Raw genomic sequence first — 25,023 nt, forward strand, 5'->3', positions numbered from 1 at the left:
GCCGAAGCCCAGATCGACGCTCATCACGAGAACAGGGCGACCTCGGTGAGGATCTCTTCGACGGCTTCCGGTGAGGTAGCCGGGTTCAGGGCCACCCCGGCGCCGGAGCCCGACGATCGTATGTTCTCGATCGTCCGGTGCAGCCGGCGGCATGCCTCCGCGTGCACCCTTATCACCTCCACTCTACGACCCCCCTGGCTGCATGTACCAGGGGCGCCAGTGCCGCCACCGTCCCCGGGTCGAACGTGAGTCCGCGGAGCGCCGCCATGGCGGGCCGTCAGGTCCGACTAGCCGCCCATCCCAGCCTTCCGCGGCCCTCCACCACGGCGAACGACAGCCCGCGAGTGCCCCAGCCCGGCGCTCTCCGGTTCGCCATTAAATGGACTGCCGGTAGACGAAGAACTCGTGGTCGGGGTTGTAGCCGCCGCCGACCTCGGAAAAGTGGGCCACGAATTCGATGCCGGCCAGCCATTTGACCTGCTTGAAGCCGAGCTGGACCTCGTTGCGCAGCCGTAGCGGGGCGCCGTGCCCGTACGACAGCGGGGCGGCTGCGGGCGTACCGGCTGGACCGGACCGGCGCCGGGGCCGGCGTGTCGGGCGCGGACGGCATCACGGTGATCACATCGCTGGATGAGCTGGTGACCCTGCTGGTCGCATGGTCCCGAAGGTCTCCCTCGTCTGCCGGTGCGCCGGTCGGCGGCCGGGAGGCTGGGTGGGGGCCGGGCCCGGGAACGCCGGAGGGATCGCGCAGGTGATCGGCGCGCCGTTGGTGACGACGTCCGGCTTCCCATAGTGGACGATCTTGAGCGGCTCGCCGTCGAGTAGCGTGTACGTGGCGGACTTCTGGTCCGCGCTGACCGTGAGCCGCCGCCCCAGCAGGGACACCGTGAAGGAGAGCCCGGTGAGCGCCGAAGGCAGCCGCGGCGCGAAGCGGAGCACGCCGCCGTGGTGGCGCATCCCGGCGAGCCCCTCGACCAGGGCGATCCAGGCTCCGACCAGAGCCGCGATGTGCAGTCCGTCGCGGGTGTTGTGCTCGACGTCCTCGAGATCCATCAGCGCCACCTCGGCGAGGTAGTCGTAGGCGAGGTCCATGTGACCGACCTCGGCCGCGATCACCGCCTGGGTGCAGGCCGACAGCGAGGAGTCCCGTACAGTGATCCGCTCGTAGTAGGCGAAGTCGCGCGCCTTCTGCTCGGGGGTGAAGGCGTCGCTCCGCCGGTGCAGCGCCAGCACGAGGTCGGCCTGCTTGACGACCTGCTTGCGGTACAGGTCGAAGTACGGGAAGTGCAGCATCAGCGGGTACTGGTCGGGTCCCGTCGCGGCGAAGTCCCACACCTGGTGCTTGGTGAAGTCGTCGGCCTGCGGGTGGACCCCGAGCTTCTCGTCATAGGGGACGTACATCGCCTGGGCCGCGGCCCGCCAGCCCGCCATCTCCTTCTCGTCGACGTCCAGGCTCCTGGCCTCGTCGGGGTGGCGCTTGGCCGACTCGGCCGCGGCGTACAGGTTCCGCTGGGCCATCAGGTTCGTGTAGACGTTGTTGTCGGAGACGGCGCTGTACTCGTCCGGGCCGGTGACCCCAGCGATGCGGAACGCGCCGTCGGCGTCGTGGTGTCCCAGCGACCGCCACAGCCGGGCGGTCTGCACGAGCAGCTCCAGGCCGACGCCCCGGTCGAACGCCTCGTCCTGCGTGATGTCGAGATAGCGGTCGACGGCGTCGGCGATGGCGGCGTTGACGTGGAAGGCCGCCGTCCCGGCGGGCCAGTAGCCCGAGCATTCCTCCCCGTGGATGGTCCGCCAGGGGAAGGCAGCCCCACGCAGCCCGAGCTGCCGCGCCCGGTCCATCGCCATCGGCAGCGTGCTCTGCCGCCAGCTCAGCGCGTGGGCGACAGCCTCGGGCAGCAGATAGGTCAGCACCGGCATCACGAACGCCTCGCTGTCCCAGAAGCAGTGCCCGTCGTAGCCGTTGCCGGTCAGCCCCTTGGCCGGGATGCCCCTACCTTCGCCGCGCGCCGCGGCCTGAAGCATGTGGAACAGCCCGAACCGCACCGCCTGCTGGATCTCCGCGTCGCCCTCCACCTTGACGTCGGCGCGGGCCCAGAAGTCGTCCAGATAGCTCCGCTGCCCGGCGACCAGCCCGTCCCAGCCGGTCTGGCGCGCCGCGGCGAGCGCGGCGTCGGCCTGGTCCCGCACTGCGGGGCGCGACCGCGCGCCCGACCAGCCGTAGGAGACGAACTTGACCAGGCGCAGCGGGCTGCCGGGCTCGATCGAGGCGATCACGGTCACCCGGCCGAGGTCGGGGGAGCTCTCGGCCATGACGCCGGTGCCGTCCGGACCGTCGACGACGTGGTCCATCGCGGCGGCGACGCACAGGCCGCTCGCGTGGGTGTTGTGCACGAGCGCGGCGCGGGCGCCCCACGCCGCGTTCTCGCGGGAGATCAGCGGCGCCTCCAGCGCGGCGGCGACCCGTGGGTCGCCCGCCGCGCTGGGCAACTGCTCGTTGGCGACGAGTTCGGACTGCACGACCACCCGCAGCGGCTTGTCGACGGGCTCCACCTCGTAGCAGATCGCGGCGACCGCTCGCTGGAGCAGCGACACCAGCCGGACCGAGGACACCCGGACCGCGCACCCGTCCGGCGACTCCCATTCGGCGGTCCGCCGCAGCACACCGTCGCGGAAGTCCAGCGTCTGCTCGTGCGCGCGCAACTGTCCGTAGCGGACGTCGAACGGCTCGTCGTTGACGAGCAGGCGGATCACCTTGCCGTTCGTGACGTTGATGACGGTCTGCCCCGACTCGGGAAAGCCGTAGCCGGCCTCGGCGTACGGCAGGGGCCGCACCTCGTAGACACCGGACAGGTAGCTGCCGGGCAGGCCGTGCGGTTCCCCCTCGTCGAGGTTGCCGCGCCAGCCGATGTGCCCGTTGGACAGCGCGAACAGCGACTCGGACTGGGCGAGGACGTCGACGTCCAGCCCGGTCAGCCGCAGGCTCCAGGGCTCGCACGCGAATGCGGGATGGGTGATCATGAGGAGCGCTCCAACAGCTCTGCGAGGTCGGACACCACCACGTCGGCGCCGTGTTCGCGCAGCTCGGCCGCCTGCCCGACCCTGTCCACGCCGACCACGCAGGCGAACCGTCCGGCCCGTCCGGCCTCGACCCCCGCGAGCGCGTCCTCGAACACCGCCGCCTCGTCAGGCGCCACCCCAAGTGCCCGCGCGGCGGCCAGGAAGGCGTCGGGCGCCGGTTTTCCGGCCAGGTGGTCGCGGACCACGGTGCGTCCGTCGATGCGTTCCTCGAACAGGTCCTCGATCCCCGCGCCGACGAGCATCTCCCGGCAGTTGGCGCTCGACGACACCACCGCCCGGTGCAGCCCGGCGTCCCGCACCGCGCGGACATAGCGGACCGATCCCTCGTAGACGTCCACGCCGTCCTTCATGATCCGGTCCAGTACCAACTGGTTCTTGCGGTTGCCCAGGCCGTGAACGGTCTCGGTGCCGGGCGGGTCGTCGGGGTCGCCCTCCGGCAGGTGGATGCCGCGCGCGGCCAGGAACGCCCGGGTGCCGTCGGCCCTGGTTTTGCCGTCCACGTACGTGTCGTAGTCGTTCACCGGGTCGAAGGGGACCAGCGCCTCGCCCGTCCGGTCGGCCCGCTCGCGCAGGAAGTCATCGAACATCTCCTTCCAGGCGGCGGCGTGCAGCCGCGCCGTACGGGTCAGGACACCGTCCAGGTCGAACAGGCAGGCCCGCACGCGGTCCGGCAGGCCCAGTTTCCTCGCGGCAGACAGCTCCACGCTGGGTGACCTCCTCGACCATCCGAAACGTGACCCTGCTCCCCCTACCCCCGATGGGGCCGGTCATCGGATCCGCGCCACGGTCCAGGGCAAAGGCTCCGGATTCTTTCCCTTGGGAGCCGCCCTTTGCCCAGGAGCGCGAGTTCGTTGTGCATGGCCGTCGAGACAGGGTTAAGGTGTTCTCGAACTGGTGTTTGATATCGATGGCATCATGAGCATCGTGAAGGAGCGATCACATGACCGAGCCGAAGACCCACACCCTTGAGGTGCCTGGCGCCGTCGTCCACTACGACGTGCGCGAGGCCGAGGCGAGCGCCGCGCCGACTCTGCTGATGATCGGGTCCCCCATGGATGCCAGCGGGTTCACCAGCCTGGCCGCGCACTTCCCGGACCGTACGGTGGTGACCTACGACCCGCGCGGAATCGGACGTAGCAGGCGGACCGACGGCGCCGTCGAGTCGACCCCCGAACTGCACGCGGACGACCTGCACCGGCTGATCACGGCGCTCGGCGGCGAGCCGGTCGACATCTTCGCCAGCAGCGGCGGCGCCGTCAACGCGCTGGCGCTGGTGGCCCGGCATCCAGAGCAGGTACGCACGCTCGTGGCGCACGAACCGCCGGCCGTCCAGGCCCTGCCGGACCGCGAGCAGGCGCTGGCCGCGGTGGTGGACATCCGCCGGACGTACGAGCGGGACGGTTTCGGACCGGCGATGGTGAAGTTCTTCGCGGTCGCCGGCCTGCGCGGCGAGATTCCGGCCGACTTCGCCGACCACCCCGTTCAGAACCCGGCCGATTTCGGGCTGCCGGCGGAGGACGACGGCTCCCGTGACGACCCGCTGTTCGGCCAGAACCTCATGACGTCCACGCACTACGGGCACGACTTTGACGCGCTACGTGCCGCGCCGACCCGCATCGTCGTCGGTGTCGGGGCCGAATCGGAGGGCGAGATGGCGCACCGCGCAGGCTTGGCGGTCGCCGAGGGGCTCGGCACGAAGCCCGTGACCTTCCCCAGCCACCACGGCGGTTTCCTCGACGGCGAGCTCGGCATGAAGGGCGACCCGGACGCCTTCGCCGTCACGCTCCGCCAGATCCTGAGTGAGTAGGTTCAGACCTCGAGGCGTGAACACGCGGACCTCTATCCAGCGGGCCGAACCTGGATGAGGTAGGCATTAAATGATTCGCGGAGTTCCCGTTCTGGAGGAGGTGCTCGATGCGGGCTACCACCGATGCCGACGTGCGCCGCGTGTTCGACCGGATCGCGGACCGCTATGACGACCAGATGCAGGTCTGGGAGCGGCGCCTGTTCCCCGGGAGCCGGGAGTGGGCCGTCGGGCAGGCGCGCGGCCATACGGTGGAGATCGCGGTCGGCACCGGGCTCAACCTGCCGCTGTACGGCGACGACGTCACGGTGGTCGGGGTCGAGCTGTCCGAGCACATGCTGGAACTGGCGCGGCGGCGCGTGGCGCGGGCCGGCCTCGGCGCGCGGGTGGAGTTGCGACAAGGGGACGTGCAACGCCTGGAACTGCCCGACGGCATCGCGGACACCGTGCTGTCCACGTTCACGATATGCACGATCCCGGACCCCGCGGCCGCGGCGCGCGAGGCCTACCGCGTGCTCAAGCCAGGCGGCCGGTTCGTGCTGGCCGAGCATGGGCCGTCGAGCAACCCGATCATCCGGGCCGGCATGCGACTGGTGGAACCGATGTTCGTGCGGTTCGCAGCCGACTACCTCACCCGCGATCCCCGGCCGTTCCTGGAGCAGGCCGGTTTCCAGATCGAGTCGGTGTCCCGGATGAAAAGCGGTGTCAGCTTCCGGGTACTGGCCATCCGGCCCTGACGTACGGGCAGGTCACCGACGCGTGCGGCACCCCGTCCTCCGCCTGGGCGGGACGACGCGATTTCCAGCCCCGGCCGGCGCCTGGGGCCTGCCGGGGCAGGCAGGGCCGTGTCGGGGCGGATCTATTCGGGTTCGTTGCGTTTCTGGCCTCCAATGGTGAAGGGGGTGGTGACTCCCTCGTACATAAGGTGGGCCACCAGGCCTTCGGTGGCGTGGGGCAGGTTGTGGCAGTGGTCCATCCAGATGCCGGGGTTGTCGGCGACGAAGGCGACGTCGTACCACTCGCCGTTGCCGACCTCCAAGGAGTCCACCCACCACGGGCTCCCCGTCGCGCGCACACCGCTGCGGCTCAGCACCACGGCGTGGTGGCCGTGCAGGTGCATGGGGTGCGTCTCGCCGCTGTGGTTGCCGATGCGCATCCGTACGACGTCGCCGGACGCCACGACGAACATCGGCACGTCCGGGAACATGTGCCCGTTGACGGTCCACCAGAGCCCGGGACGCCCGTCGAGGAAGCCCGGGCGGCGCCCGATGTCGTACACGAACCGCCGGTCGGCGGCGTCGGGGTCGAACCCGATCGGCGCCGGGGTGCCGTAGGACAGCAGGTCGAGCGTCGTGGCGGGCCTGGGGACGGCGGCGGCGTCGTACGTTCGCGAGCCGAGCACGACGCCGGAGGGGCCGCCGATGTGGACCCGCACCGGCGACCCGTCCGCGGGCATGGTGACCTCGACGTCGGCGCGGCCTCCCGCGGTGACCATCACGGCGGTGTCGCGGACCGGGCCGGGCTCGTGCAGGTCGGTGCCGTCGACGGCGACGAGCCGGTACGGCGCGCCGGCCACCCATACGGGCGTCTGGCCGTTCTCGGTGTTGATCACCCGCACGCGGGCCCGTTCGCCGGGACGGGCCTCGACGCGGACGTCCCCCTCCCGGCCGTTGACGGTGCGGACACCGTCGTACAGGTGCAGCAGTGCGACAGCGTCCACTGCGGGCGGGCGCGCGGCCGGAGCCACCACCAGCGCGCCGAGCAGGCCGCGGCGGACCTGCTCGTGGGACATCTGGTGGGAGTGGTACCAGAAGGTGCCCGCCCGGTCGGCGACGAAGCGGTAGGTGAACGACCCGCCGACGCCGACCGCGTCCTGGGTGACGCCCGCGACCCCGTCGGCGGCGTTGGGCACGTCGACGCCGTGCCAGTGCAGCGTGATACCGTCCGGCACCGACTCGTTGACCAGCCGGACCTCGACCAGCTGGCCCTCGGTCGCGTGGATCACCGGGCCGGGCGAGGCGCCGTTCAGCGTGTACCCGTCGATGTGCCGGCCGGCGGCCAGGCGGAACCGCTGCTTGCGCGCGGTGAGGGTGAGTTCGACGTCGGCCGGGCGGCGCGGGTCGGCGGTGAGCGAGGTCACGTCGCGCCCGGCCGCCGTGGCGTCGGGCCCCGGCGCCGAGATGTCACGCCCCGCCGCAGCTGAGCCGTGCGCTGTGCCGTGCCCCGTGGCCGTGACATCGTGCCCGGCCGCCGCGTGCCCGTCATGCCCCGCCGCGGCGGCCCCCAGGTGCGCTTCGTGGCCCGTGGCGTGAGCGCGGTGGTCCGGCGCGCCGCCCATCTGGCCGGCTTCGCGGGAACCGCGCCCGTGGTCGGCATAGCCCATGTCCATCACGGAGTACGTGTCCGGCAGCAGACTGTCCTGCCAGAGCCAGGTCAGCGGGCCGAGCACGGCGAGGGCCGCGGCGCCCGCGACGACGAGACGTGCGCGGGCGCCGCGCCGGCGGGTCGCGTCCATGTCAGCCGGCTGACCGGACGCGCGCTTCGTGCCGGGCGGGCGCGGCCACGACGGCTGCGCGGCCACGGAAGGCGGCGTAGACGGCCGAGCTGAACAGCAGCAACGCGTTGAGGCCGTGCAGCGCGCCGAGGCCGGGGATGTCGTGGCCGAGGATGCCGAGGGAGACCTGGAGCACGACGAGCAGCAGCACGAGGCCGGCCGCCTTCACCGCTCCCGGGATCTTCGTGAAGAACGAGGAGACCAGCAGGAGCAGCGCGACCACCGGGATGACCATGATCCCGTTCATGCCGTGGATCATGAGGCCGATGGCCTCGGGGAACGGCGACGCGTCGCTCTCCATCACCGCCTTGTCGAGCACCCCGCCCTGCTCGACCCACTTGCCCATGCCGGCGTCGGCGAAGACGACCGCCATCGCCTGCACGGCGACTTCGGCCGCGACGAGGTAGGCCAGCACCTTGTAGAGGACTTTCATGACATTGTTCCCATCCGGGCCCGAGTGGCCCTGTCGCCCCGCCGGGCGTGCGTTCCCCCGAAGTGGACGGTGTCCGTCCCCGCACGCCGGGTTCCTTACGCGGGCGACGTTAGGGAGTCGCGCTTGGCTGCCACTTGTCGATGAGTTGGATGGGAATGGGCGCTCAGGCGCGTCGCGCGCCTCTGGGCCCGATGGGGTGATCAGCCGGCCGGGGTCTCGGACAGGAGTTTCCGGACCCGGGGGATGACCTCCTCGCCGTAGAGGCGGATGGTGGTCATGAGGCTTTCGTGCGGAAGCGTCCCGGAGCTGTACTTCAGCTCGAAGCGGTCGACGCCGAGCCCGCGCACGGTCTTCGCGATCTTCGCGGCCACCGTCTCGGGCGATCCGACGTACAGCGCCCCCTCGTCGGCCTCCGCCTCGAACCGGGCGCGGGTCGTGGGACCCCAGCCGCGCTCGCGGCCGATGCGGTCGTGCATGGCCTTGTAGTGCGGCCACAGTTCCTCGCGGGCCTCCGCGTCGCTCTCGGCGATGTGACCCGGCGAGTGGACGCCGACCGGCAGCCGCGGGACCTCCAGCTCGGCCAGGGCGCGGTGGTACAGGTCGACGTACGGGGCGAAACGCTCCGGCTGCCCGCCGATGATCGCGAGCATCAGCGGCATCTGGTAGCGGGCCGCGCGAACCACGGACTCCGGGCTGCCGCCGACGCCGACCCACGTGCGCAACCGGCCGGACTCGGTCTTGGGGTACACATGCTGGTCGGTCAGCCCGGCGCGCAGCCGTCCCTGCCAGGTGACCGGCCCCTCGTCGAGCAGGTGGGAGAGCAGGTCCAGCTTCTCCTCGAACAGCTCCTCGTACTGGGACAGGTCGTAACCGAACAGCGGAAACGACTCGGTGAACGAGCCGCGGCCGAGGATGATCTCCGCCCGCCCGTTCGACACCGCGTCCAGCGTCGCGAACTTCTCGAAGACGCGCACCGGGTCGTCCGAGCTGAGCACGGTCACGGCGGTGAAGAGGCGAATGCGCTCGGTGCGACCCGCGATCGTCGCCAGCACGATCTCGGGCGCCGAGACGGCGAAGTCGTCGCGGTGGTGCTCGCCGATGCCGAACGCGTCGATGCCCACGCGGTCGGCGAGCACGGCCTCCTCGACGACGTTCCGGATCACCTGCGCGTACGGCAGGCGCTTCCCGTCCGCGCCGACGGTGACGTCACCGAACGTGTCGATCGCGAACTCAAGTTCTGCGGACATCCCTGACCTTCCTCTCCATCACGAGCAGTACACGGAACCATGGCACCGTGGCGGGAATTCCTGTGCCCGCGCGTCCGGCGTCAGCGGCCCGTGGCAGCCGGTGCGGCGGGGGTGCGGGTACGTCTGATGGCGGTGCGCCGGGTCAGCAGGATCGTCGCGCCGACGGTCAGGATGGTCGCGCCCGAGAGTACGGCGAATGCCGCCATCACCGATTCGCCGTCCGGGTCGCCGATGCCGGACGACCGGCCATCGACCCACCGCGTCGCGGCGATCGCCTGCGTCATGAGCACGGCCCCGAACGCGGCGGTGACGCTCCCGAGGACGAGGCCCGGAGGCGAAGGCGGGGGCCGATCTTCGCGCGCGCCGAGGACCTTGTAGATGCCGATGGCCAGGGCGATCGGGACCGTCAGGAACTGGGCGAGATCAAAGCCGATGAGTGCGGCCAGGCGCATGTGCTCGAGCTCGTCGCCCCGCTGTATCCACATGACGGGAGCGACCGCCGCCGCGCTGAGGAAGCCCAGGGCAAGGTAGCGGAAGAACCACATGCTCGACATGATCCGGCATCACGGATAAATCAGGTCGAAGAAGCGCGATACCCCCGCGGTCACGCGGAGACCCTCCGAGTCCGGGTATGTGGAGACTACCGACCATAAATCCCCTTGCAGGATGGGGGCGTCCGGCGAGCATAATCACCGATCATGAAGGACAGACCAGAGGGCCTGGAGGACACCGCGCTGGTCTCGGCGGTGTCCGAGGGCTGGGACGTTCGGGTCCGCTCGGCCACCTACCTCCCGCTCGGAGCCGGAAGCTACCACTGGGCCGTGGAGGACGACGGCGGCCGGTCGTGGTTCGTCACGGCAGACGACCTCGGCAGCGAGAACGACGCGTGGCAGGAGTCCTTCCACGACCTCGGCAGCGACAGCGGGCGTAAGGGATCCTTCGAGGACCAAGGCGGCGAGAACGACGCGCGGGAGGTCGCGTTCGAGCGGCTCGGCCGGGCCTTCGCCACGGCGGTGGCACTCCGGCGCGACGCCGGGCTCGCGTTCGTCCTCGCGCCGATCCCCGCCCGCACCGGAGCCCCACTGTGGCGGATCGACCCACGGTACGCCGTCTCGGTGTTCCCGATGCTGGACGGCGAGGCGGGCGAGTTCGGCGCGCACCGGCCGGACGACCGCCCCGACGTGATCCGCCTGCTCACCGAACTCCACCGCGCCACTCCGGTTGTCGCGGCCACGGCCCCGCGCACCGACCTGACCCTGCCCGGCAGGGACAGGCTCGAAGACGCGCTGAACGACCTCGGCCGGACGTGGGACGGCGGACCCTTCTCCGAGCCGGCCCGGCGGCTCCTGGCCACGCGCGCCCGCGACGTCGAACGGTCGCTCGCCGCCTTCGACCGGCTCGTCCGGCAGGTACGGGAGACGGCCGACACCTGGGTCGTCACCCACGGCGAGCCACACCCCGGCAACCTGGTCAGGACCGCGGCCGGTCTGACGCTCATCGACTGGGACACCGTACAGATCGCCCCACCGGAACGAGACCTGTGGATGCTGACCGGCGCCCCACCCGCCGAGGCGCTCGCCGTCGATTCGACCGCTGATCCACTCGCCCGCGATTCGGCCGCCGACGTGCTCGCCCGCGACTCAGCAGACCACGTGCGGGCCGTGAAGGCCCTCGCCGAGTACACCCGCGCCACCGGCCACACCGTCGACCCCGCCGCGCTCGCCCTGTACCCCCTGTGGTGGAAACTCGCCGACATCGCCATCTTCACCAACGACCTCCGCCGCCCCCACAGCACGACCGAAGACTCCACCGCCTCCTGGCACTACCTCAACGGCTATCTGAAAACCCCCTGAAGCAGACACCCCACCAACACACCGACCACCACTGACCCAGCCCTGGGGTTACCCCTGGGGGACGTCTTTGGACGCCGTCGTGGTCGCCCAGGCGCGTAGGCCGTCGAGGGCCGCGGCGAGGCGGGCATCGTCGGCGGAGTCGGGGGGCGCCCAGGTCTCCGTCCTGATGTCGGACTCGGAGTCGAGGTCCACCCACAGGTCGTAGAAGGCGTCCGATTCCGCCCAGCCGCGCAGGCCCGAGGCATCGAACAGTCCCCGCAGGTCCGCGACCAGTTTGGGGAGGGACAGCCCACCCTCGCGGTACAGGTCGATGCGCTCCACCATCTGCTTGATCAACGCTCGCCCATGCTCCTCCATAAGCACACATATTGTCGCACCTTCTTGATCAATTCGCCGGGGTCCGCTCCGCGCGGACGGGAACCCATGCGACCCGGGTGGCATCGCGAGAGCAACTTTAGAACGTGCGTACGACAAAATCGGGAGGCCGGGCCCTCGGCCGCGAAGCCCGATGACCTTCGAGGGTACGCGCAGGTTGGACACGGCTTCCGCGGTGCTGTGAGGATGCTCGGCATGACGGAGCGGGTGCTGATCTCCAGCGGGTCGGAGTTCGAGAAGGCCATCGGGTACTCCCGAGCCGTCGTCGTCGACGGGTGGGTGCACGTCTCCGGGACGACGGGGTTCGACTACACGTCGATGACGATCTCCGACGACGTGGTCGCGCAGGTCGAGCAGTGCATGGTGAACATCGAGACGGCCCTGCGCGAGGCGGGCTCGTCCCTCGCCGACGTCGTGCGCGTGACGTACATGCTGCCCGATCCCGCCGATTTCGAGCCCTGCTGGCCGACCCTGCGGCGTTGCTTCGAGGACGCGCGCCCGGCCGCGACGATGATCTCCTGCGGGCTCGTGGACCCGCGCATCCGCATCGAGATCGAGGTCACGGCACGCGTCGGCAGCGGCCACCGGCGACCGTAGCGGGTCCGACAACGTCAAGGAAGGCGGGAATCGCGATGTCAGAGCGGAAGATCCTGTTCGGGTTCAGGGTGCCGGTCGAGGTCGGCGCGGTGGCGGAGGTCCTGCGGTGCGCGGCGCTGGCCGACCGCGCCAGGCTGGACCTGTTCGCGACCTCGGACCACCCGTACTACGGCGACCACCTGGAGGCGTACGCCACGCTCGGGTTCATCCTCGGCCGCACCACCACCATCGCCGGGGTCACCACCGTCACCAACACCCCGACCCGCTCGGCGCCCCTGCTCGCGCGCACGCTGACGTCGCTGTCCGCGCTGTCGGACGGCCGCGTCGTGTACGGCGTCGGCGCGGGCGGCGTGTGGGACGACATCACGAGCTTCGGGGCGCCCCGGCTGAGCCCCTCGGCGGCCGTCCGCGCGATGGAGGAGTCGATCCACCTGGTGAGAGCGCTGTCCGGCGGCGGGGAGCCGGTGACCTTCGACGGGGAGTTCTACAAGATCTCCGGGATCACTCCCGCGCCGGTGCCCGCCCCGCCCGTCTGGACCGGCTCGGTCGGCCCCAAGTCCCTGGCCGTCACGGGCAGGCTGGCCGACGGGTGGGTGCCCGGCCGTGCCTCCGACTGGCTGAGCGAGCGGTACCGCGCGTCCCGCCCCCTGATCGACGAGGCCGCCGCGGCCGCGGGCCGGGACCCATCCGAGATCGCCACGATCTACTACGTCCAAGGTCATATCACCGACACGCCGCGGTCGGTCACGCGCGACGACGCCGGCCGCTGGGTCGGCGGCTCCGTCGGCCAGTGGGTCGAGTCGCTGACCGGCGCGGTCCTGGAGCACGGCGCGTCCGGCTTCATCCTGTTCCCGCCGGGAGGCGCCTCGCTCGAGGGCACGCTCAGGCGGTGGGCCGAAGAGATCGTCCCCGCCGTCCGCGAGGCGGTCGAGAAGCCCTCGGGCCGCTAGGCGCGCGGCTCCGGCGACTGTCCCTGGACGCCGAGGTCGGCGTCCACGTCGTAGGCCGCGGCCGTGTGATGCCGGGTGGGGTGACCGAGATCGGCGTCCAGGTCGAATGCCACGCTGTCGGCCGCCTCGGCCAGTTCCTCCTCTTCGCGGCGCTGCGCGGCGCGCTCGTGGTGCTCGCTGACCCGCTCGGCGAGGCCGTGGAGGAGTCCGTGGTGGCCGTGCTGCTGTTCGGCATCCCTCATGGCCGCCATTGTCGGCGTACGGGCGTGCTGGGACAACCAATGCGGCGTGAAGAGTGACGATCCAGTCGGTATACGCCCATCTTCTGAGCGATGCGTCGGCACGTGTCGCGCCACGGACTCGGCCACGCGTGCCGATTTGGGGTCCGGCCCCGTCGCGCGCCTCCTGGGACTGCTGCGCGATGACCGTCCGCTGTGGCGGGAGCCGGGACGGGTGCTCGGGCCGGGCAGGCGCGTCGTCGCCCTGGTCCACGAACCAGGGGCCCGGCCGGGTCTGGCCGAGCTCGCCGCCGAGGCGGGGCCGGTGGTGCGCCGGACGGTCGAGGTGAGCCTGTCCGGGGCGCATCCCCTGATCGTGGTGCTCAACCCCTCACCGTGAGTGCTCGTGTGTGCAGGCGTGTCACCGAACTGGGGTGGGGTCGAAACGGCCCTCCCCCTATGGGTATTTCCGTTTTGTTTGGTAGCAGCGCCGGGCCTTCGACGCGCGGAAACCGCCGATTCCGCAGGTGGTGACGCTTCCACTGATCCTGCTGGGTCTCCAGCGGCCTCAGGTGTCGATGTGAATAGCACGCTCGAAGAAGACGTCGGCATCGTGCGTCGTGCACGCTTCATTCGGACCACATGGTTACGGCAGGTAACTGGTCAGTTCCGCGGACGTCCGAGCATATGGGCGGGCGCGGAGATGGCCGGGGTTCAGCGCACCAAAGAAGTGGACCCTCAGGCTCGAAACCGGACCGGCCCTGTGGTTCGCGGGTCCACGGAAAGGAATTTGCTATGCCGTTGGAGAACACCATCCCGCGCGACACCGGGCGAGCACCGCGCGCACGAGGCCGCGTTCTGAGCGTCGGACGCGTCACGAGCGCGCTGGCCGCGCTGGTGATCAGCCTCTTCGCCATGACCGCCGGCGCCGGCGCGAGCACCGCCGTGCCCGAGCCGGCGACGGGCACAGCACTCTTTTCCACGATCTTCACCCACGGCAGGGTCACCGTCGACGGCGGCAGCACCCTGCACTACGTCAAGGGCGGCTCCGGCCCCGCCATCGTGCTCATGCACGGCTGGCCGCAGACCTGGTGGATCTGGCGCAACGTGATGCCGGAGCTCGCCAAGACCCACACCGTGATCGCTTTCGACCTGCCGGGCCTCGGGGACTCGACCCCCCAGAACGGCGGCTACGACAAGGCCACCACCGCCAAGCGGATCCACCAGGCCGTCGTCAAGCTCGGCTTCAACTCCGTCGCTCTGCTCGGCCACGACCTCGGCGCTCTCATCGCCTACCCCTACGCCCGTGACTTCCCGAACGAGGTCACCAAGGTCGGCGTCATGGAGACCCCGCTCGCCGGGTTCGGCCTGGAGAACCTGTACGGCATCAGCTTCCACTTCAAGTTCAACATGGCGCCGGCGCCCGTCCCCGAGACGATCCTCGACAACGACGACGTCCCGACCTACCTCGGCCACATGTTCGGCTTCAGCACCCACCCCGAACTGATCGACAAGACCGCCTACTACCAGGCGTACTCGAGCCCGACCAAGCGCAGCTCCGGCTACGAGTACTACCGGGCCTTCGAAGCGGACGGGGTCAACAACACCGCCAACGCCTCCCGCCGCCTGACCCAGCCGGTGCTCGCGCTCGGTGGCGCGAACTCCTTCGGGCCCGGCGTCGCCGACTCCTTCCGCCTGGTCGCCAACGACGTCCGCCAGGTCATCGTCCCCGACTCCGGCCACTACATCCCCGAAGAGAACCCCACCTTCCTGAGCGACTGCGCGAAGCTCTTCTTCGGCCCGCCGACCACCACGCCGCCGCCAGCCTCGCTCGCCGCCTGCGCCCCCTGAGCCCGTACGGCCCGCGCGGCTGACCGTACGGCCCGAACCCTCCACTACCGCAACCCACCGAAGGCCCGGACCCCGATGCCCACCGGGGTCCGGGCCTTCGGCCTTTCCTCACCCTGCCACGGACCGGCCACAAGCCCCGGCACGGACGCCGGGAGCTGCCATGATGAACGGATGCGGACCACACCCACCCCCGAGGACGAGCACGAGGCCATCCCCGGGCTGGAGCCGGCCCCGCGACCGGCGCGGGCCACCCGCACGGGCGGGGCGGCGCGACGGGAAGCCGGGTACGAGATCGAGCGGGAACTGCGGGGCCGCGGGGCGGTCGCGATCGCGGGGGTGGACGAGGTCGGCCGGGGGGCGTGGGCCGGGCCGGTGCTCGTGTGCGCGGCGGTCACGGACCTGTCGCCGCCGCCGGAACTGCCCGGGCGCGGCGACCGCGCCGTGCGGCTCACCGACTCCAAGCTGCTCACGCGGGCCCACCGCGAGGCGTTCGCCGAGATCCTTCCGGGCTGGCTGTCCTGTCACGCCTTCGGGGAGGCGAGCGCGGCGGAGATCGACGAGGTCGGTATGACCGAGGCGTTGCGCCGTGCCGCGGAACGCGCGCTCGGCGCGCTGCCGAGCCGCCCGGACCTGGTGCTCCTGGACGGCGCGCACGACTACCTGCGCAGGCCGTGGGCGCCGGCCTCCGCGGAGGGCTGCGAGGCGTGGCGGGTGCGGTGCGAGGTCAAGGCCGACCAGCGGTCGGTGACCGTGGCCGCGGCCTCGGTGCTGGCCAAGGTGCGCCGCGACCGCCTCATGGAGGCCGTCGGCGCCGACCACCCGGCATACGGCTTCGCCGACAACGCCGGTTATCCCTCCCCCCAGCACCAGCGGACCCTCGCGAGCGACGGCCCGACCCCCCACCACCGCCTGTCCTGGTCCTACCTGGACGACCTCCCCCAATGGCGCCACCTCAAGAAGGCCCGCGCCCCCCAGCCCCCGTCAGGCCAGATGACCCTCCTCTGACTCGAACCCCGCCGTCGCCGGCCAGAGCAAGGTGGATTTAGCGGGGAATGGGGGGATAAGGGCGGGATTTGGCGCGGGGAGGTTGATGCGGGTTTCGCGATTTGAGACGGGTAATGAGGGTTTTCAGGGGTCTTGGGTAGGTTATGTGGGTGTCCTTCGACTACACCATGGCCATCGGGTCGTTCCTCGTCGCGATCGTCGTCGGGTTGACCGGCATGGGCGGCGGCGCCTTGATGACGCCCATGCTGGTGACGCTCTTCGGGGTGCCTCCGCTCACGGCGGTGTCGAGCGACCTGGTGGCGGCCGCCGTGATGAAGCCGGTCGGCAGCCTGGTGCACCTGCGTCGGGGGACGGTGAACCTGAGACTGGTCGCCTGGCTGTGCGTGGGCTCGGTGCCCGCGGCATTCTGCGGCGTACTGGTCGCCAAGGCCCTGGGCGACGGCAAGGACGTCCAGGACGTGATCCAGAAGGCGCTCGGGGTCGCCCTGGTCATCGCGGCGGCGGGCCTGGCCGTCCGGGGCTACCTCGCCATGAGGGACCGCGCCGAGGGACGCACGCCCGCCAGCCGCCGCACCGCGCTGCCCGGCGAGCCCGCCGCCACGGACCTGCCGCCGATCACCGTACGCCCGCTTCCGACCGTCCTGGTGGGGATCGTCGGCGGGCTGGTGGTCGGGATGACGTCCGTCGGGTCGGGGTCGCTGATCATCGTTGCGCTGCTGGCGATGTATCCGGTGCTGAAGGCCAACCAGCTCGTCGGCACCGACCTGTTGCAGGCCGTTCCGCTGGTCATGTCGGCGGCACTCGGGCACCTGCTGTTCGGGGACTTCAAGCTGTCGGTCACCGCGGCCCTGCTCGTCGGCTCGATTCCCGGCGTCTACATCGGCTCGCGGATCTCCTCCCGCGCGCCCGGCGGTTTGATCCGCCGGGCGCTGGCGTTCGTGCTGCTCGCCTCGGCGCTGAAGATGTTCGGCGTGAGCACGACCGCGACCGCGTGGGTGCTGGTCGGTGTGCTGCTCGCGGCCCCGCTCTTCTGGATGTTCCTGCGCACCCGGCACGGCCTTCCGGCCCTACCATGGCCTCGCACGGCCACGCGGGCGGAGTCAGACGCCGTCGCCGGCGACCGGATCGATGAGGGGCGCATCGGCGAGCGCTAAGACGTCCAGGACCTGCCGGCCGTACTTGGCCAGCTTGTTCTCGCCGACGCCGCTCACCTTCCCGAGCTCGTCCGGCGAGGTGGGAGCCACGGCCGCGATCTCGCGCAACGTCGAGTCGTGGAAGATCACGTATGCGGGGACGCCCTGCTCCTTGGCCGTGGCGGCGCGCCAGGCGCGCAGCCGCTCGAAGACCGGAACGGCCTCCTCGGCCAGGTCGGCGGCGGGAGAGGCGGAACGGCGGGGCTTCGGGGCGCGGGCGGGCTTCTCGGGCTCGCGCCGGAACAGGACCTCGCGCCGGCGGCCGAGCACGTCGCCGCTGGCCTCGGTCAGCACCAGCGTGCCGTAGTCGCCCTCGACGCCGAGGAGCCCCTGGGCGAGCGACTGGCGCACCACGCCGCGCCACTCGGGCTCGCTCAGTTCGGTGCCGACGCCGAAGACCGTCAGCGAGTCATGACCGAACTGGGTGACCTTGGGGGTCTGCCGCCCGAGCAGGATGTCGATTATCTGCCCGGCGCCGAACTTCTGCCGCCGCTCGCGTTGCAGCCGGAACACCGTGGACAGGAGCTTCTGGGCGGCGATCGTCCCGTCCCAGGACTGCGGCGGGTCGAGGCAGGCGTCGCAGTTGCCGCAGGTGGTGGCGGCCTGCCCGAAGTAGTCGAGGAGCCGGGCCCGGCGGCACTCGATCGTCTCGCAGAGCGCGAGCATGGCGTCGAGGTGAACCGCGAGGCGGCGACGGTGGGCGTCGTCCCCCTCGGAGGTGTCGATCAGCCGGCGCTGCTGGACGACGTCGCTCAGCCCGTACGCGAGCCAGGCGGTGGAGGGCAGGCCGTCACGCCCCGCGCGGCCGGTCTCCTGGTAGTAGCCCTCGACGGATTTGGGGAGGTCGAGGTGGGCGACGAAGCGGACGTCCGGTTTGTCGATGCCCATGCCGAAGGCGATCGTGGCGACCATGACCAGGCCGTCCTCACGCAGGAAGCGGGACTGGTTCTCGGCGCGGGTGCGGGCGTCGAGCCCCGCGTGGTAGGGCAGGGCCGGAATGCCGTTCTGGACGAGGAACTCGGCGGTCTTCTCGACCGAGGCCCGGGACAGGCAGTACACGATGCCCGCGTCGCCGGGGTGCTCTTCGCGGACGAGCTTGAGCAACTGCCGCCTGGGCTCGTTCTTCGGCACGATGCGGTACTGGATGTTGGGGCGGTCGAAGCTCGCGACGAAGTGGCGCGCCTCGCGCAGGCCGAGCCGGCCGGCGATCTCGGCGCGGGTGGCCTCGGTCGCGGTCGCGGTGAGCGCGATGCGGGGCACCGTCGGCCAGCGCTCCTGGAGCACGGACAGGGCGAGGTAGTCGGGCCGGAAGTCGTGCCCCCACTGGGCGACGCAGTGGGCCTCGTCGATGGCGAAGACGGAGATCGCGCCGCGGGCGAGCAGCGCCAGGGTGGACTCCAGGCGCAGGCGCTCAGGCGCGAGGTAGAGCAGGTCGAGCTCGCCCGCGAGGAACGCCGACTCGACCTGCCTGCGGTCTTCGGGCTCCTGCGTGGAGTTGAGGAACCCCGCCCGCACGCCGAGCGCCGTCAGGGCGTGAACCTGGTCCTGCATGAGGGCGATCAGCGGGGAGACGACGACGCCGACCCCGTCGCGCACCAGCGCGGGAATTTGGTAACACAGCGACTTTCCGCCGCCGGTCGGCATGAGCACCAGCGCGTCTTCGCCGCCGGCGACGTGCTCGATGATCTCCTGCTGGCCTTCGCGGAACGAGGCGTAGCCGAAGACGCGGTTCAGCACGCGCAGCGCGTCGTCCGCTCGGGTGTCGGTGTCAGGGGAGGTCACCGCGCCAGTTTACGAGCCCGCTCCGCCCCCGCCGGACGTATGAGCGCGGGTTGTGGACAACCTTTCCTTCGTCCACAGGACGGCGTCCCACCAGGCCGTTCTCGCATTCATATCAACAGGATGTGCATGCCTTTCATGGAATTTCCTGATATGCGATGCTTCGAGCCATGAGCGACCCGGACATCTCCCCCTCGGACGACGTAGACGGCCTACCGGACGCCCAACCCACCGTCCAGCCGAGGAACGGCAAAGTGCCCGGCACCCTGGGCCGCACGTCGGACGCGGCGCGCGCCGGGGCCGTCGACGACGCCGGGCTGGTGCGGTCGTGGGGAACCCTCGCTCTGCTGTCGGCCCCGGTGGTCCTCCTCGTCGCCCTGCTGTTCACGCGGGAGCTCCCGCTCAGCCTGGTCGGCGTCGTGCTGATCCTCGCGATGGTCGGGGTCGGCCTGCGCATCGAGGCGGCGATCCGCCTGCGCGACCGCTGACGACCCGCGGCGCCCGCCCCGCCCCTCGCCGCACCCGGCGAACAGATGTGCAGCTATTTACACAGTTTGTCCTCTGGGATACGTGTCTTACATACATGATCCGTGCTGACCCCCCGGAGGCACACCTTGCGGCAATCACATAGATTGCTCTGCGCCCTCGGCGTGACCCTGGCGCTGACGGCGACGACGGGCGGCGTGGCGTCCGCCCAGGCCGGACCCCAGATCACCGTGGCGAACGGGAGGACGCAACCCGTCTTCTCCTACGCCGACGCCATCCGCGAGCACGTCCGCGTCGAAACCCCCATCGACGGCGACGGCGACGGCAAGAAGGACCTCGCGAACGTCGACATCATCCGGCCCCGCGAGACCGACCGGGGCCTCAAGGTGCCGGTCATCATGGACGACAGCCCGTACTACGACAACGTCGGCCGCGGCAACGAGGGCGAGCGCAAGCAGTACGACGCCTCGGGTCAGCCGACGAAGTTCCCGCTGTTCTACGACAACTACTTCGTGCCGCGCGGGTACGCCGTCGTGCTCGTCGACATGCTGGGGACGACCAGGTCCGACGGCTGCGTGGACGTGGGCGGCGCCTCGGACGTCGCGGCGGGCAAGGCCGTGGTCGACTGGCTGAACGGCCGGGTCAAGGGCTACAACCCGGACGGCTCGGTGGCCACGGCGAGCTGGACCACGGGCAAGGTCGGCATGATCGGCAAGTCCTACGACGGCACGCTGGCCAACGCGGTCGCGGCCACCGGCGTGCGGGGCCTGGAGACGATCGTCCCGATCTCGGCGATCAGCAGCTGGTACAGGTACACGCGGATGAACGGCGTGCTCTACACCGACGACTACATGCCCTGGCTCGCCGGCTACGTCGACACCGACCCGCCCGCCAAGTGCGCCGCCGTGCGCCAGCGCCTGCACGACGAGCAGGACGACGCGACCGGCAACTACAACGCCTTCTGGAACGAGCGCAACTACGTCACCGGCACCCTCGGCGACGTGAGCAAGGTGCGCGCGAGCGTGTTCGCCGTGCACGGGCTCGGCGACCTGAACGTCAAGGCCGACCACTTCACCACCTACTGGGAGGCCCTGGCCAGGCGCGGGGTGCCACGCAAGCTGTGGCTGTCGCAGTACGGGCACGTCGACCCGTTCGACTTCAAGCGCGAGGAGTGGATCGACACCCTGCACGCCTGGTTCGACCGCTGGCTGCACGGCATCGACAACGGCATCACGCGCGAGCCCAAGGTGGACCTGCAGCTCACCTCCGGCCAGTGGGTGAAGCAGGCGGACTGGCCGTCGCGGTCGCTGACCATCCCGCTGTGGCTGCGCCCGGGCGACGACGCGCAGGGCGCCCTCGGCCTGCTGCCCGCCCGCAGGGGCACGACGCTCTCGTTCGTCGACGACCCGAGCCAGTCCGAGAGCAGGATGGTGTCCAACCCGACGGATGTCTCGCCGAACCGGCTGACGTTCCTCACCCCGCCGCTGAAGCGGGCCGTGCGATTCTCCGGCACACCGACCATCGACATCCGGGCCAAGCTCGACCAGCCGGACGCCAACCTCACCGCCCTGGTCGTGGACTACGGCGAGGACTACCGGGTCAACCACGCGTCCGCGGGCGGCATCAGGACGCTCACCACGGAGAGCTGCCACGGGGAGAGCACGGCCGACGACGACGCCTGCTACCGGCAGACGCAGACCGTCATCTCCAAGAGGCCGGTGGAGATCGTGGCCAAGGGCTGGCTGGACGCGCACAACCGCCGCTCCCTGACGACGCCTGACACGCTGACGCCGGGCACGAACTACCAGTTCACCTGGAAGACGCTGCCGGGCGACTACATCGTGAAGCCGGGGCACCGGCTCGCGGTCATCCTGGCCGGTAGCGACGTCACCGAGACGATCCCCGACCAGCCGGCGGCGGCCACGGTCACCGTCGACCTGGCGGCGAGCAAGATCTGGCTGCCGCTCGCCTCCGTGAACTCCGTCGACTCCGTGGACGCGGCCCAGGACGCGAACCCGCCGACCACATTGGACTTCGCGCCCGCTCCGGCGGACGGGGAGTGGCAGGGGCCCAAGGACGTCGTCCTTCCCCTGCAGTCCCGCGACTTCTTCTGACGGAACCGAACCCTGCTCATGGCCGCGCCTCCGGCACGGCGGTCCGGGGCGCTCCGGAGGCGCCCCGAACCCGCCCGACCACACCTGACCGGATGAACCCGGCGGGGGATCGACGATCCCCCGCCGGACCGGGCCCGCGTCAGTAGACCCGCCCGCTGATGTAGTCGGCCAGCACGCGCGCGGCACCCGCGGCGTCGCAGACCAGGTGCCGTTTCTCGGCCGACTGCCAGGAGTAGTACGCGCCGCCGTACCCGACGAAGACCCACAGCGGCAGGCCCACGTCCGGGCGCTGCACCAGCAGCGCGGTCCCGGCGTCACAGAGCTCGGACCTCAGCCCGAGCCGCCCCAGATGGTCACACAGCCGCAGGAGTTCGGCCCCCTCCGCGGGGGCCTCGGGTTTCTCCTCGCGCGCCGCCGTGGTGATCGTTTTCATGCCACGTCCCTCCGACCCCGTAGCGCCGAGACGGTACGTACCTCGGGCAGGCGGCGAGCGACGCGCGCGAGGGACGCGCGGGGAGCGCCCGTGCGGTTGCAGGCCGCGACGGGCGCGCGGGTGCGACGTGGCGCCGCCGGCCACGATGGCCATCGCTGGTCACCACCGAGCGTCGCAGGACCCGCTATCGCCGGATCACCGTACGCATATCCTCAGCCGATCCGCGTTCCCGGCGTCCACCGGGGGACGGGTTCGGTCGTACCGTCGTATTACATGCTTCAAGACAAACACCGCATCTTTCTCATGCAGACCCCAATCCCCACCCCTCATGATTTTTGTCGGGTGCCCCTAGGCTGAAACCCCGGTGTCAGGAGGCCCGGTTCCAGCCAGAGGCGTCCCGGCGACCGGGGGCGGTAATATCCACGTCAACGCGATGACGGAGACGAGTACCTCCGGGAGCGCGCGAGCCAGAGAGCCGCCGGAAGCTGCGAAGGCGGTCTCGCGTCCCGGAACGAAGACCCTCCCGAGCGCGGGGAGGAACGGCGGGCCGCAAGCCCGTCCAATGCCCCGCCGGCCGGCCCCCGTCACAGGGCCACTCGAGGCCGCCGCCCAGGCGGCGGCGAAAGCGCGGTGGCACCGGGAGTCCCCTTCTCCCCCGCGCTCCCAAGGGATCGCTCATATTCCTCCAAGGAGTGGGATGATCTCGCGTATCCTCGCCGCCGACCTGCCCGCGCACGCGGGCCGGCGCGTCCGTCTCGCCGGCTGGCTGCACCGCCGGCGCGACCTGAAGTCCGTTTCGTTCCTCATCCTGCGCGACCGCTCGGGGCTGGCGCAGATCGTGCTGCGCGAGCCGCCGCCGGAGCTCGCCGAGGAGACCGTCCTCGCCGTGACCGGCGCGGTCGTCCTCAACGACCAGGCGCCCGGCGGGGCCGAGGTGGCGGACCCGGAGGTCGAGGTGCTGTCGGCGCCCGTCGCGCCGCCGCCGTTCGACCTGTACCGGCCGGTCGTGGGCGGCACGCTGCCGACGATCCTCGACCACGCGCCCGCCGCGCTGCGGCACCCCCGGCTCCGCGCCCCGTTCGAGATCGCCGCCGCCGCGGTGGCCGGGTTCCGCGCCGCGCTGGACGGGCTCGGCTTCGTCGAGACCTCGACCCCGAAGATCGTCGCGTCGGCGACGGAGTCGGGCGCGAACGTCTTCGGCATCGACTACTTCGGCAGGCCCGCGTTCCTCGCCCAGTCGCCGCAGTTCTTCAAGCAGGCGCTGGTCGGGGTGTTCGAGCGGGTCTACGAGGTCGGCCCGGTGTTCCGCGCCGAGCCGCACGACACGGCCCGCCACCTGGCGCAGTACACCAGCCTGGACGCCGAACTGGGCTTCGTCGACGACCACCGGGACGTCATGGCGGTGCTGACGGTGGCGCTCGCCGGCATGCACGCCTGCGTGGCGGAACGGGCGGGAGCCGCGACGGCGCTGCTGGAACTCGACGTGCCGGAGGTGCCGCGGGAGATCCCGTCGATCCACTTCGCCGAGGCCCAGGAGCTCGTGGCCCGGCACACCGGCGAGGACCCGCGGGGCGAGCCGGACCTGGCCCCGGCGCACGAGCGCTTCCTCGGCGAATGGGCGCGGCGCGAGCACGGGTCGGAGTTCCTGTTCGTCACCGGATATCCGATGGTCAAGCGGCCCTTCTACACCCATCCCGACCCGGAACGGCCGGAGTTCTCGCGCAGCTTCGACCTGCTGTTCCGCGGCCTCGAACTGGTGACGGGCGGGCAGCGGCTGCACCGGCACGCCGACTACCTGGCGGCGCTGGCCGCCCGGGGCGAGGACCCGGAGGCCTACGCGGGCTACCTGGCCGCGTTCGCCCACGGCATGCCGCCGCACGGCGGGTTCGCGATCGGTCTGGAACGCTGGACGGCGCGCTTCACGAGCGCGGCGAACGTGCGCCAGACGACGCTCTTCCCCCGTGACCTGCACCGCCTGACGCCGTAAGCGCCACTTCGGTGTGAATTGACCCCGGTGGTGTTGAATTGACGGGTGACGACCATCGCGCCCACCGGGGTCCAGCACGTCATCGCCGCCGACGGCTACGAGGCCGTCGTCACGGAGGTCGGCGCGGGCCTGCGCGCCCTGACCTTCGAGGACCGGCCGCTGATCGTCGACTACCCGAAGGACCGGCAGCCGCCCGGCTCGGCGGGGGTGTTGCTGCTGCCGTGGCCGAACCGCGTGGACGGCGGCCGGTACACCTTCGACGGGCAGGAGCGCCAGCTCGCGCTCACCGAGCCGAAGTACATGAACGCCGCGCACGGCTTCACCCGGACGCTCCCCTGGCGCCTGGTCTCCGGCGACAAGGCCTCGGTCACCCTCGGCCTGCGGCTGTTCCCGCAGGCCGGCTACCCGCACATCCTGGACCTCACGGTCACCTACGCGCTCGGCGCCTCGGGCCTCCGGGGGGCGCTGACCGCCGCGAACGCGGGCGGCACCGACGCGCCGTACGGCTTCGGCGCGCACCCGTACCTCACGGTGGGCGAGCCGCTGGAGTCGGCCGTGCTGGAGCTTCCCGCCGGGCGGTGGCTCCAGGTGGACGAGCGCAAGATCCCCGTCGGCGGCAGCGACGTCGAGGGCACCGCGTACGACTTCCGGACGGCGCGGCCGATCGACGATCTGGCGCTGGACACCCCCTTCACCGACCTGACCCGCGAGAAGGACGGGCTGGTGCACGTCCGGCTCACCACGGCGGACGGCTCGCGCGGCGTCGAGTTGTGGGCGGGCGAGGGCGTCCCGTGGCTTCAGCTCTTCACCGGCGACAGCCTGACCGGCCCGTACCGCCGCGCCGGGCTGGCGGTGGAGCCGATGAGCTGCCCGCCCAACGCGTTCGGGACGGGCGAGGACGTCATCCGGCTCGGCCCCGGCGACCAGGTGACGCACCACTGGGGCATCGCCGCCCTCAGACCCGCCCTCTGACCCGCCCTCTGACCCGCCCTCTGACCCGCCCTCTGACCCGCGCGGCCGCCCGTTCGTGATCGGCTCTGGCTATGGCCCAGTGGCTTCCACG

General features: G+C 71.2%; 25 protein-coding genes. 13 read left to right on the forward strand and 12 right to left on the reverse strand.

What is annotated here, in order from left to right; all coding sequences use genetic code 11:
* Window positions 1-23: 23 nt before the first annotated feature.
* From AB0H21_RS15270 to AB0H21_RS15285, 4 genes are all read right to left on the reverse strand, one after another.
* Entirely contained in the window at window positions 24-167 is a 144-nt protein-coding gene (locus AB0H21_RS15270) for a hypothetical protein (protein ID WP_358516611.1), read from the reverse strand.
* A gap of 208 nt (window positions 168-375) precedes the next feature.
* Window positions 376-540, reverse strand: coding sequence for a molybdopterin-dependent oxidoreductase (locus tag AB0H21_RS15275; RefSeq protein ID WP_358517295.1), 165 nt, complete (start codon window positions 538-540; stop codon window positions 376-378).
* Window positions 541-618: 78 nt separating this feature from the next.
* On the reverse strand, window positions 619-3,021 hold the full coding sequence (locus AB0H21_RS15280) for a glycosyl hydrolase family 65 protein (protein WP_358516613.1): 2,403 nt from the start codon (window positions 3,019-3,021) through the stop codon (window positions 619-621).
* Window positions 3,018-3,779 carry a beta-phosphoglucomutase family hydrolase gene (locus AB0H21_RS15285; RefSeq protein WP_358517297.1) on the reverse strand — a complete coding sequence of 254 codons (762 nt, stop codon included), beginning with the start codon at window positions 3,777-3,779 and terminating at the stop codon, window positions 3,018-3,020. The genes AB0H21_RS15280 and AB0H21_RS15285 overlap by 4 nt, the downstream gene beginning before the upstream one ends.
* Window positions 3,780-4,021: 242 nt before the next feature.
* Here AB0H21_RS15285 and AB0H21_RS15290 point away from each other — a divergent pair, with 242 nt between their 5' ends.
* Together AB0H21_RS15290 and AB0H21_RS15295 are read left to right on the forward strand one after the other, a co-directional pair.
* A complete protein-coding gene (locus tag AB0H21_RS15290) occupies window positions 4,022-4,888 on the forward strand; it encodes an alpha/beta hydrolase (RefSeq protein WP_358516615.1) in 867 nt (288 codons plus the stop codon).
* 107 nt (window positions 4,889-4,995) lie between these two features.
* A complete protein-coding gene (locus tag AB0H21_RS15295; protein ID WP_358516617.1) occupies window positions 4,996-5,622 on the forward strand; it encodes a methyltransferase domain-containing protein in 627 nt (208 codons plus the stop codon).
* A gap of 122 nt (window positions 5,623-5,744) precedes the next feature.
* Here AB0H21_RS15295 and AB0H21_RS15300 read toward each other — a convergent pair whose 3' ends face one another.
* From AB0H21_RS15300 to AB0H21_RS15315, 4 genes are all read right to left on the reverse strand, one after another.
* Window positions 5,745-7,400: a multicopper oxidase family protein gene (locus AB0H21_RS15300; protein ID WP_358516619.1), complete on the reverse strand. Its 1,656-nt coding sequence runs from the start codon at window positions 7,398-7,400 to the stop codon at window positions 5,745-5,747.
* Between the two features lies 1 nt (window position 7,401).
* On the reverse strand, window positions 7,402-7,872 hold the full coding sequence (locus AB0H21_RS15305) for a hypothetical protein (protein ID WP_358516621.1): 471 nt from the start codon (window positions 7,870-7,872) through the stop codon (window positions 7,402-7,404).
* A 200-nt stretch (window positions 7,873-8,072) separates the two neighbouring features.
* The gene (locus AB0H21_RS15310) at window positions 8,073-9,119 is read right to left on the reverse strand and encodes an LLM class flavin-dependent oxidoreductase (RefSeq protein ID WP_358516623.1); all 1,047 of its coding nucleotides are present in this window, start codon (window positions 9,117-9,119) and stop codon (window positions 8,073-8,075) included.
* Between the two features lie 80 nt (window positions 9,120-9,199).
* On the reverse strand, window positions 9,200-9,673 hold the full coding sequence (locus AB0H21_RS15315; RefSeq protein ID WP_358516625.1) for a hypothetical protein: 474 nt from the start codon (window positions 9,671-9,673) through the stop codon (window positions 9,200-9,202).
* 144 nt (window positions 9,674-9,817) lie between these two features.
* On the opposite strand from AB0H21_RS15315, the gene AB0H21_RS15320 reads away from it, so the two are divergent.
* Window positions 9,818-10,972: a phosphotransferase gene (locus AB0H21_RS15320; protein WP_358516627.1), complete on the forward strand. Its 1,155-nt coding sequence runs from the start codon at window positions 9,818-9,820 to the stop codon at window positions 10,970-10,972.
* Between the two features lie 48 nt (window positions 10,973-11,020).
* On the opposite strand, the gene AB0H21_RS15325 is transcribed toward AB0H21_RS15320, so the two are convergent.
* Complete coding sequence (locus tag AB0H21_RS15325; protein ID WP_358516629.1) at window positions 11,021-11,308, reverse strand: hypothetical protein; 288 nt, start codon at window positions 11,306-11,308, stop codon at window positions 11,021-11,023.
* A gap of 234 nt (window positions 11,309-11,542) precedes the next feature.
* On the opposite strand from AB0H21_RS15325, the gene AB0H21_RS15330 reads away from it, so the two are divergent.
* Together AB0H21_RS15330 and AB0H21_RS15335 are read left to right on the forward strand one after the other, a co-directional pair.
* Window positions 11,543-11,944: a RidA family protein gene (locus tag AB0H21_RS15330; protein ID WP_358516631.1), complete on the forward strand. Its 402-nt coding sequence runs from the start codon at window positions 11,543-11,545 to the stop codon at window positions 11,942-11,944.
* Between the two features lie 35 nt (window positions 11,945-11,979).
* Window positions 11,980-12,894 (forward strand): LLM class flavin-dependent oxidoreductase, encoded by a 915-nt coding sequence (locus tag AB0H21_RS15335; RefSeq protein WP_358516632.1) that lies wholly within the window; start codon window positions 11,980-11,982, stop codon window positions 12,892-12,894.
* On the opposite strand, the gene AB0H21_RS15340 is transcribed toward AB0H21_RS15335, so the two are convergent.
* Entirely contained in the window at window positions 12,891-13,136 is a 246-nt protein-coding gene (locus AB0H21_RS15340; RefSeq protein ID WP_358516633.1) for a hypothetical protein, read from the reverse strand. The two genes, AB0H21_RS15335 and AB0H21_RS15340, sit on opposite strands and share 4 nt — an antisense overlap.
* Window positions 13,137-13,272: 136 nt before the next feature.
* On the opposite strand from AB0H21_RS15340, the gene AB0H21_RS15345 reads away from it, so the two are divergent.
* The 4 genes from AB0H21_RS15345 (at window position 13,273) to AB0H21_RS15360 (ending at window position 17,122) form a co-directional block, all read left to right on the forward strand.
* Window positions 13,273-13,512, forward strand: coding sequence for a hypothetical protein (locus AB0H21_RS15345; RefSeq protein WP_358516634.1), 240 nt, complete (start codon window positions 13,273-13,275; stop codon window positions 13,510-13,512).
* A gap of 395 nt (window positions 13,513-13,907) precedes the next feature.
* Window positions 13,908-14,963 carry an alpha/beta hydrolase gene (locus AB0H21_RS15350; RefSeq protein ID WP_358516635.1) on the forward strand — a complete coding sequence of 352 codons (1,056 nt, stop codon included), beginning with the start codon at window positions 13,908-13,910 and terminating at the stop codon, window positions 14,961-14,963.
* Window positions 14,964-15,134: 171 nt separating this feature from the next.
* Window positions 15,135-15,968, forward strand: coding sequence for a ribonuclease HII (locus AB0H21_RS15355; RefSeq protein WP_358516636.1), 834 nt, complete (start codon window positions 15,135-15,137; stop codon window positions 15,966-15,968).
* A gap of 143 nt (window positions 15,969-16,111) precedes the next feature.
* Complete coding sequence (locus AB0H21_RS15360; RefSeq protein WP_358516637.1) at window positions 16,112-17,122, forward strand: sulfite exporter TauE/SafE family protein; 1,011 nt, start codon at window positions 16,112-16,114, stop codon at window positions 17,120-17,122.
* Here AB0H21_RS15360 and recQ read toward each other — a convergent pair.
* Window positions 17,069-18,943: a DNA helicase RecQ gene (gene recQ / locus AB0H21_RS15365; RefSeq protein ID WP_358516638.1), complete on the reverse strand. Its 1,875-nt coding sequence runs from the start codon at window positions 18,941-18,943 to the stop codon at window positions 17,069-17,071. The two genes, AB0H21_RS15360 and recQ, sit on opposite strands and share 54 nt — an antisense overlap.
* A gap of 167 nt (window positions 18,944-19,110) precedes the next feature.
* On the opposite strand from recQ, the gene AB0H21_RS15370 reads away from it, so the two are divergent.
* Window positions 19,111-19,428, forward strand: a complete 318-nt coding sequence (locus AB0H21_RS15370; protein WP_358516639.1) for a hypothetical protein — start codon at window positions 19,111-19,113, stop codon at window positions 19,426-19,428.
* 162 nt (window positions 19,429-19,590) lie between these two features.
* The gene (locus AB0H21_RS15375; RefSeq protein ID WP_358516640.1) at window positions 19,591-21,540 is read left to right on the forward strand and encodes a Xaa-Pro dipeptidyl-peptidase; all 1,950 of its coding nucleotides are present in this window, start codon (window positions 19,591-19,593) and stop codon (window positions 21,538-21,540) included.
* Window positions 21,541-21,679: 139 nt separating this feature from the next.
* Here the strand turns inward: AB0H21_RS15375 and AB0H21_RS15380 are convergent, their stop codons facing one another.
* Window positions 21,680-21,973, reverse strand: coding sequence for a hypothetical protein (locus tag AB0H21_RS15380; protein ID WP_358516641.1), 294 nt, complete (start codon window positions 21,971-21,973; stop codon window positions 21,680-21,682).
* Window positions 21,974-22,670: 697 nt separating this feature from the next.
* Here AB0H21_RS15380 and aspS point away from each other — a divergent pair.
* Both aspS and AB0H21_RS15390 read left to right on the forward strand, forming a co-directional pair.
* Complete coding sequence (gene aspS, locus AB0H21_RS15385) at window positions 22,671-23,960, forward strand: aspartate--tRNA(Asn) ligase (RefSeq protein ID WP_358516642.1); 1,290 nt, start codon at window positions 22,671-22,673, stop codon at window positions 23,958-23,960.
* Window positions 23,961-24,005: 45 nt separating this feature from the next.
* Window positions 24,006-24,932, forward strand: a complete 927-nt coding sequence (locus AB0H21_RS15390) for an aldose 1-epimerase family protein (RefSeq protein ID WP_358516643.1) — start codon at window positions 24,006-24,008, stop codon at window positions 24,930-24,932.
* Window positions 24,933-25,023: the final 91 nt, after the last annotated feature.

It is taken from the genome of Sphaerisporangium sp. NPDC051011 (assembly GCF_040653595.1).
GTDB lineage: Bacteria > Actinomycetota > Actinomycetes > Streptosporangiales > Streptosporangiaceae > Sphaerisporangium.

Bases quoted from the DNA above. Each gene is read 5' to 3' on its own strand.
- AB0H21_RS15280 (WP_358516613.1), bottom strand. From the start codon at position 3,021: ATGATCACCCATCCCGCATTCGCGTGCGAGCCCTGGAGCCTGCGGCTG.
- AB0H21_RS15290 (WP_358516615.1), top strand. From the start codon at position 4,022: ATGACCGAGCCGAAGACCCACACCCTTGAGGTGCCTGGCGCCGTCGTC.
- AB0H21_RS15295 (WP_358516617.1), top strand. From the start codon at position 4,996: ATGCGGGCTACCACCGATGCCGACGTGCGCCGCGTGTTCGACCGGATC.
- AB0H21_RS15300 (WP_358516619.1), bottom strand. From the start codon at position 7,400: ATGGACGCGACCCGCCGGCGCGGCGCCCGCGCACGTCTCGTCGTCGCG.
- AB0H21_RS15305 (WP_358516621.1), bottom strand. From the start codon at position 7,872: ATGAAAGTCCTCTACAAGGTGCTGGCCTACCTCGTCGCGGCCGAAGTC.
- AB0H21_RS15310 (WP_358516623.1), bottom strand. From the start codon at position 9,119: ATGTCCGCAGAACTTGAGTTCGCGATCGACACGTTCGGTGACGTCACC.
- AB0H21_RS15315 (WP_358516625.1), bottom strand. From the start codon at position 9,673: ATGTCGAGCATGTGGTTCTTCCGCTACCTTGCCCTGGGCTTCCTCAGC.
- AB0H21_RS15320 (WP_358516627.1), top strand. From the start codon at position 9,818: ATGAAGGACAGACCAGAGGGCCTGGAGGACACCGCGCTGGTCTCGGCG.
- AB0H21_RS15330 (WP_358516631.1), top strand. From the start codon at position 11,543: ATGACGGAGCGGGTGCTGATCTCCAGCGGGTCGGAGTTCGAGAAGGCC.
- AB0H21_RS15335 (WP_358516632.1), top strand. From the start codon at position 11,980: ATGTCAGAGCGGAAGATCCTGTTCGGGTTCAGGGTGCCGGTCGAGGTC.
- AB0H21_RS15340 (WP_358516633.1), bottom strand. From the start codon at position 13,136: ATGAGGGATGCCGAACAGCAGCACGGCCACCACGGACTCCTCCACGGC.
- AB0H21_RS15350 (WP_358516635.1), top strand. From the start codon at position 13,908: ATGCCGTTGGAGAACACCATCCCGCGCGACACCGGGCGAGCACCGCGC.
- AB0H21_RS15355 (WP_358516636.1), top strand. From the start codon at position 15,135: ATGCGGACCACACCCACCCCCGAGGACGAGCACGAGGCCATCCCCGGG.
- AB0H21_RS15360 (WP_358516637.1), top strand. From the start codon at position 16,112: ATGTGGGTGTCCTTCGACTACACCATGGCCATCGGGTCGTTCCTCGTC.
- AB0H21_RS15370 (WP_358516639.1), top strand. From the start codon at position 19,111: ATGAGCGACCCGGACATCTCCCCCTCGGACGACGTAGACGGCCTACCG.
- AB0H21_RS15380 (WP_358516641.1), bottom strand. From the start codon at position 21,973: ATGAAAACGATCACCACGGCGGCGCGCGAGGAGAAACCCGAGGCCCCC.
- aspS (WP_358516642.1), top strand. From the start codon at position 22,671: ATGATCTCGCGTATCCTCGCCGCCGACCTGCCCGCGCACGCGGGCCGG.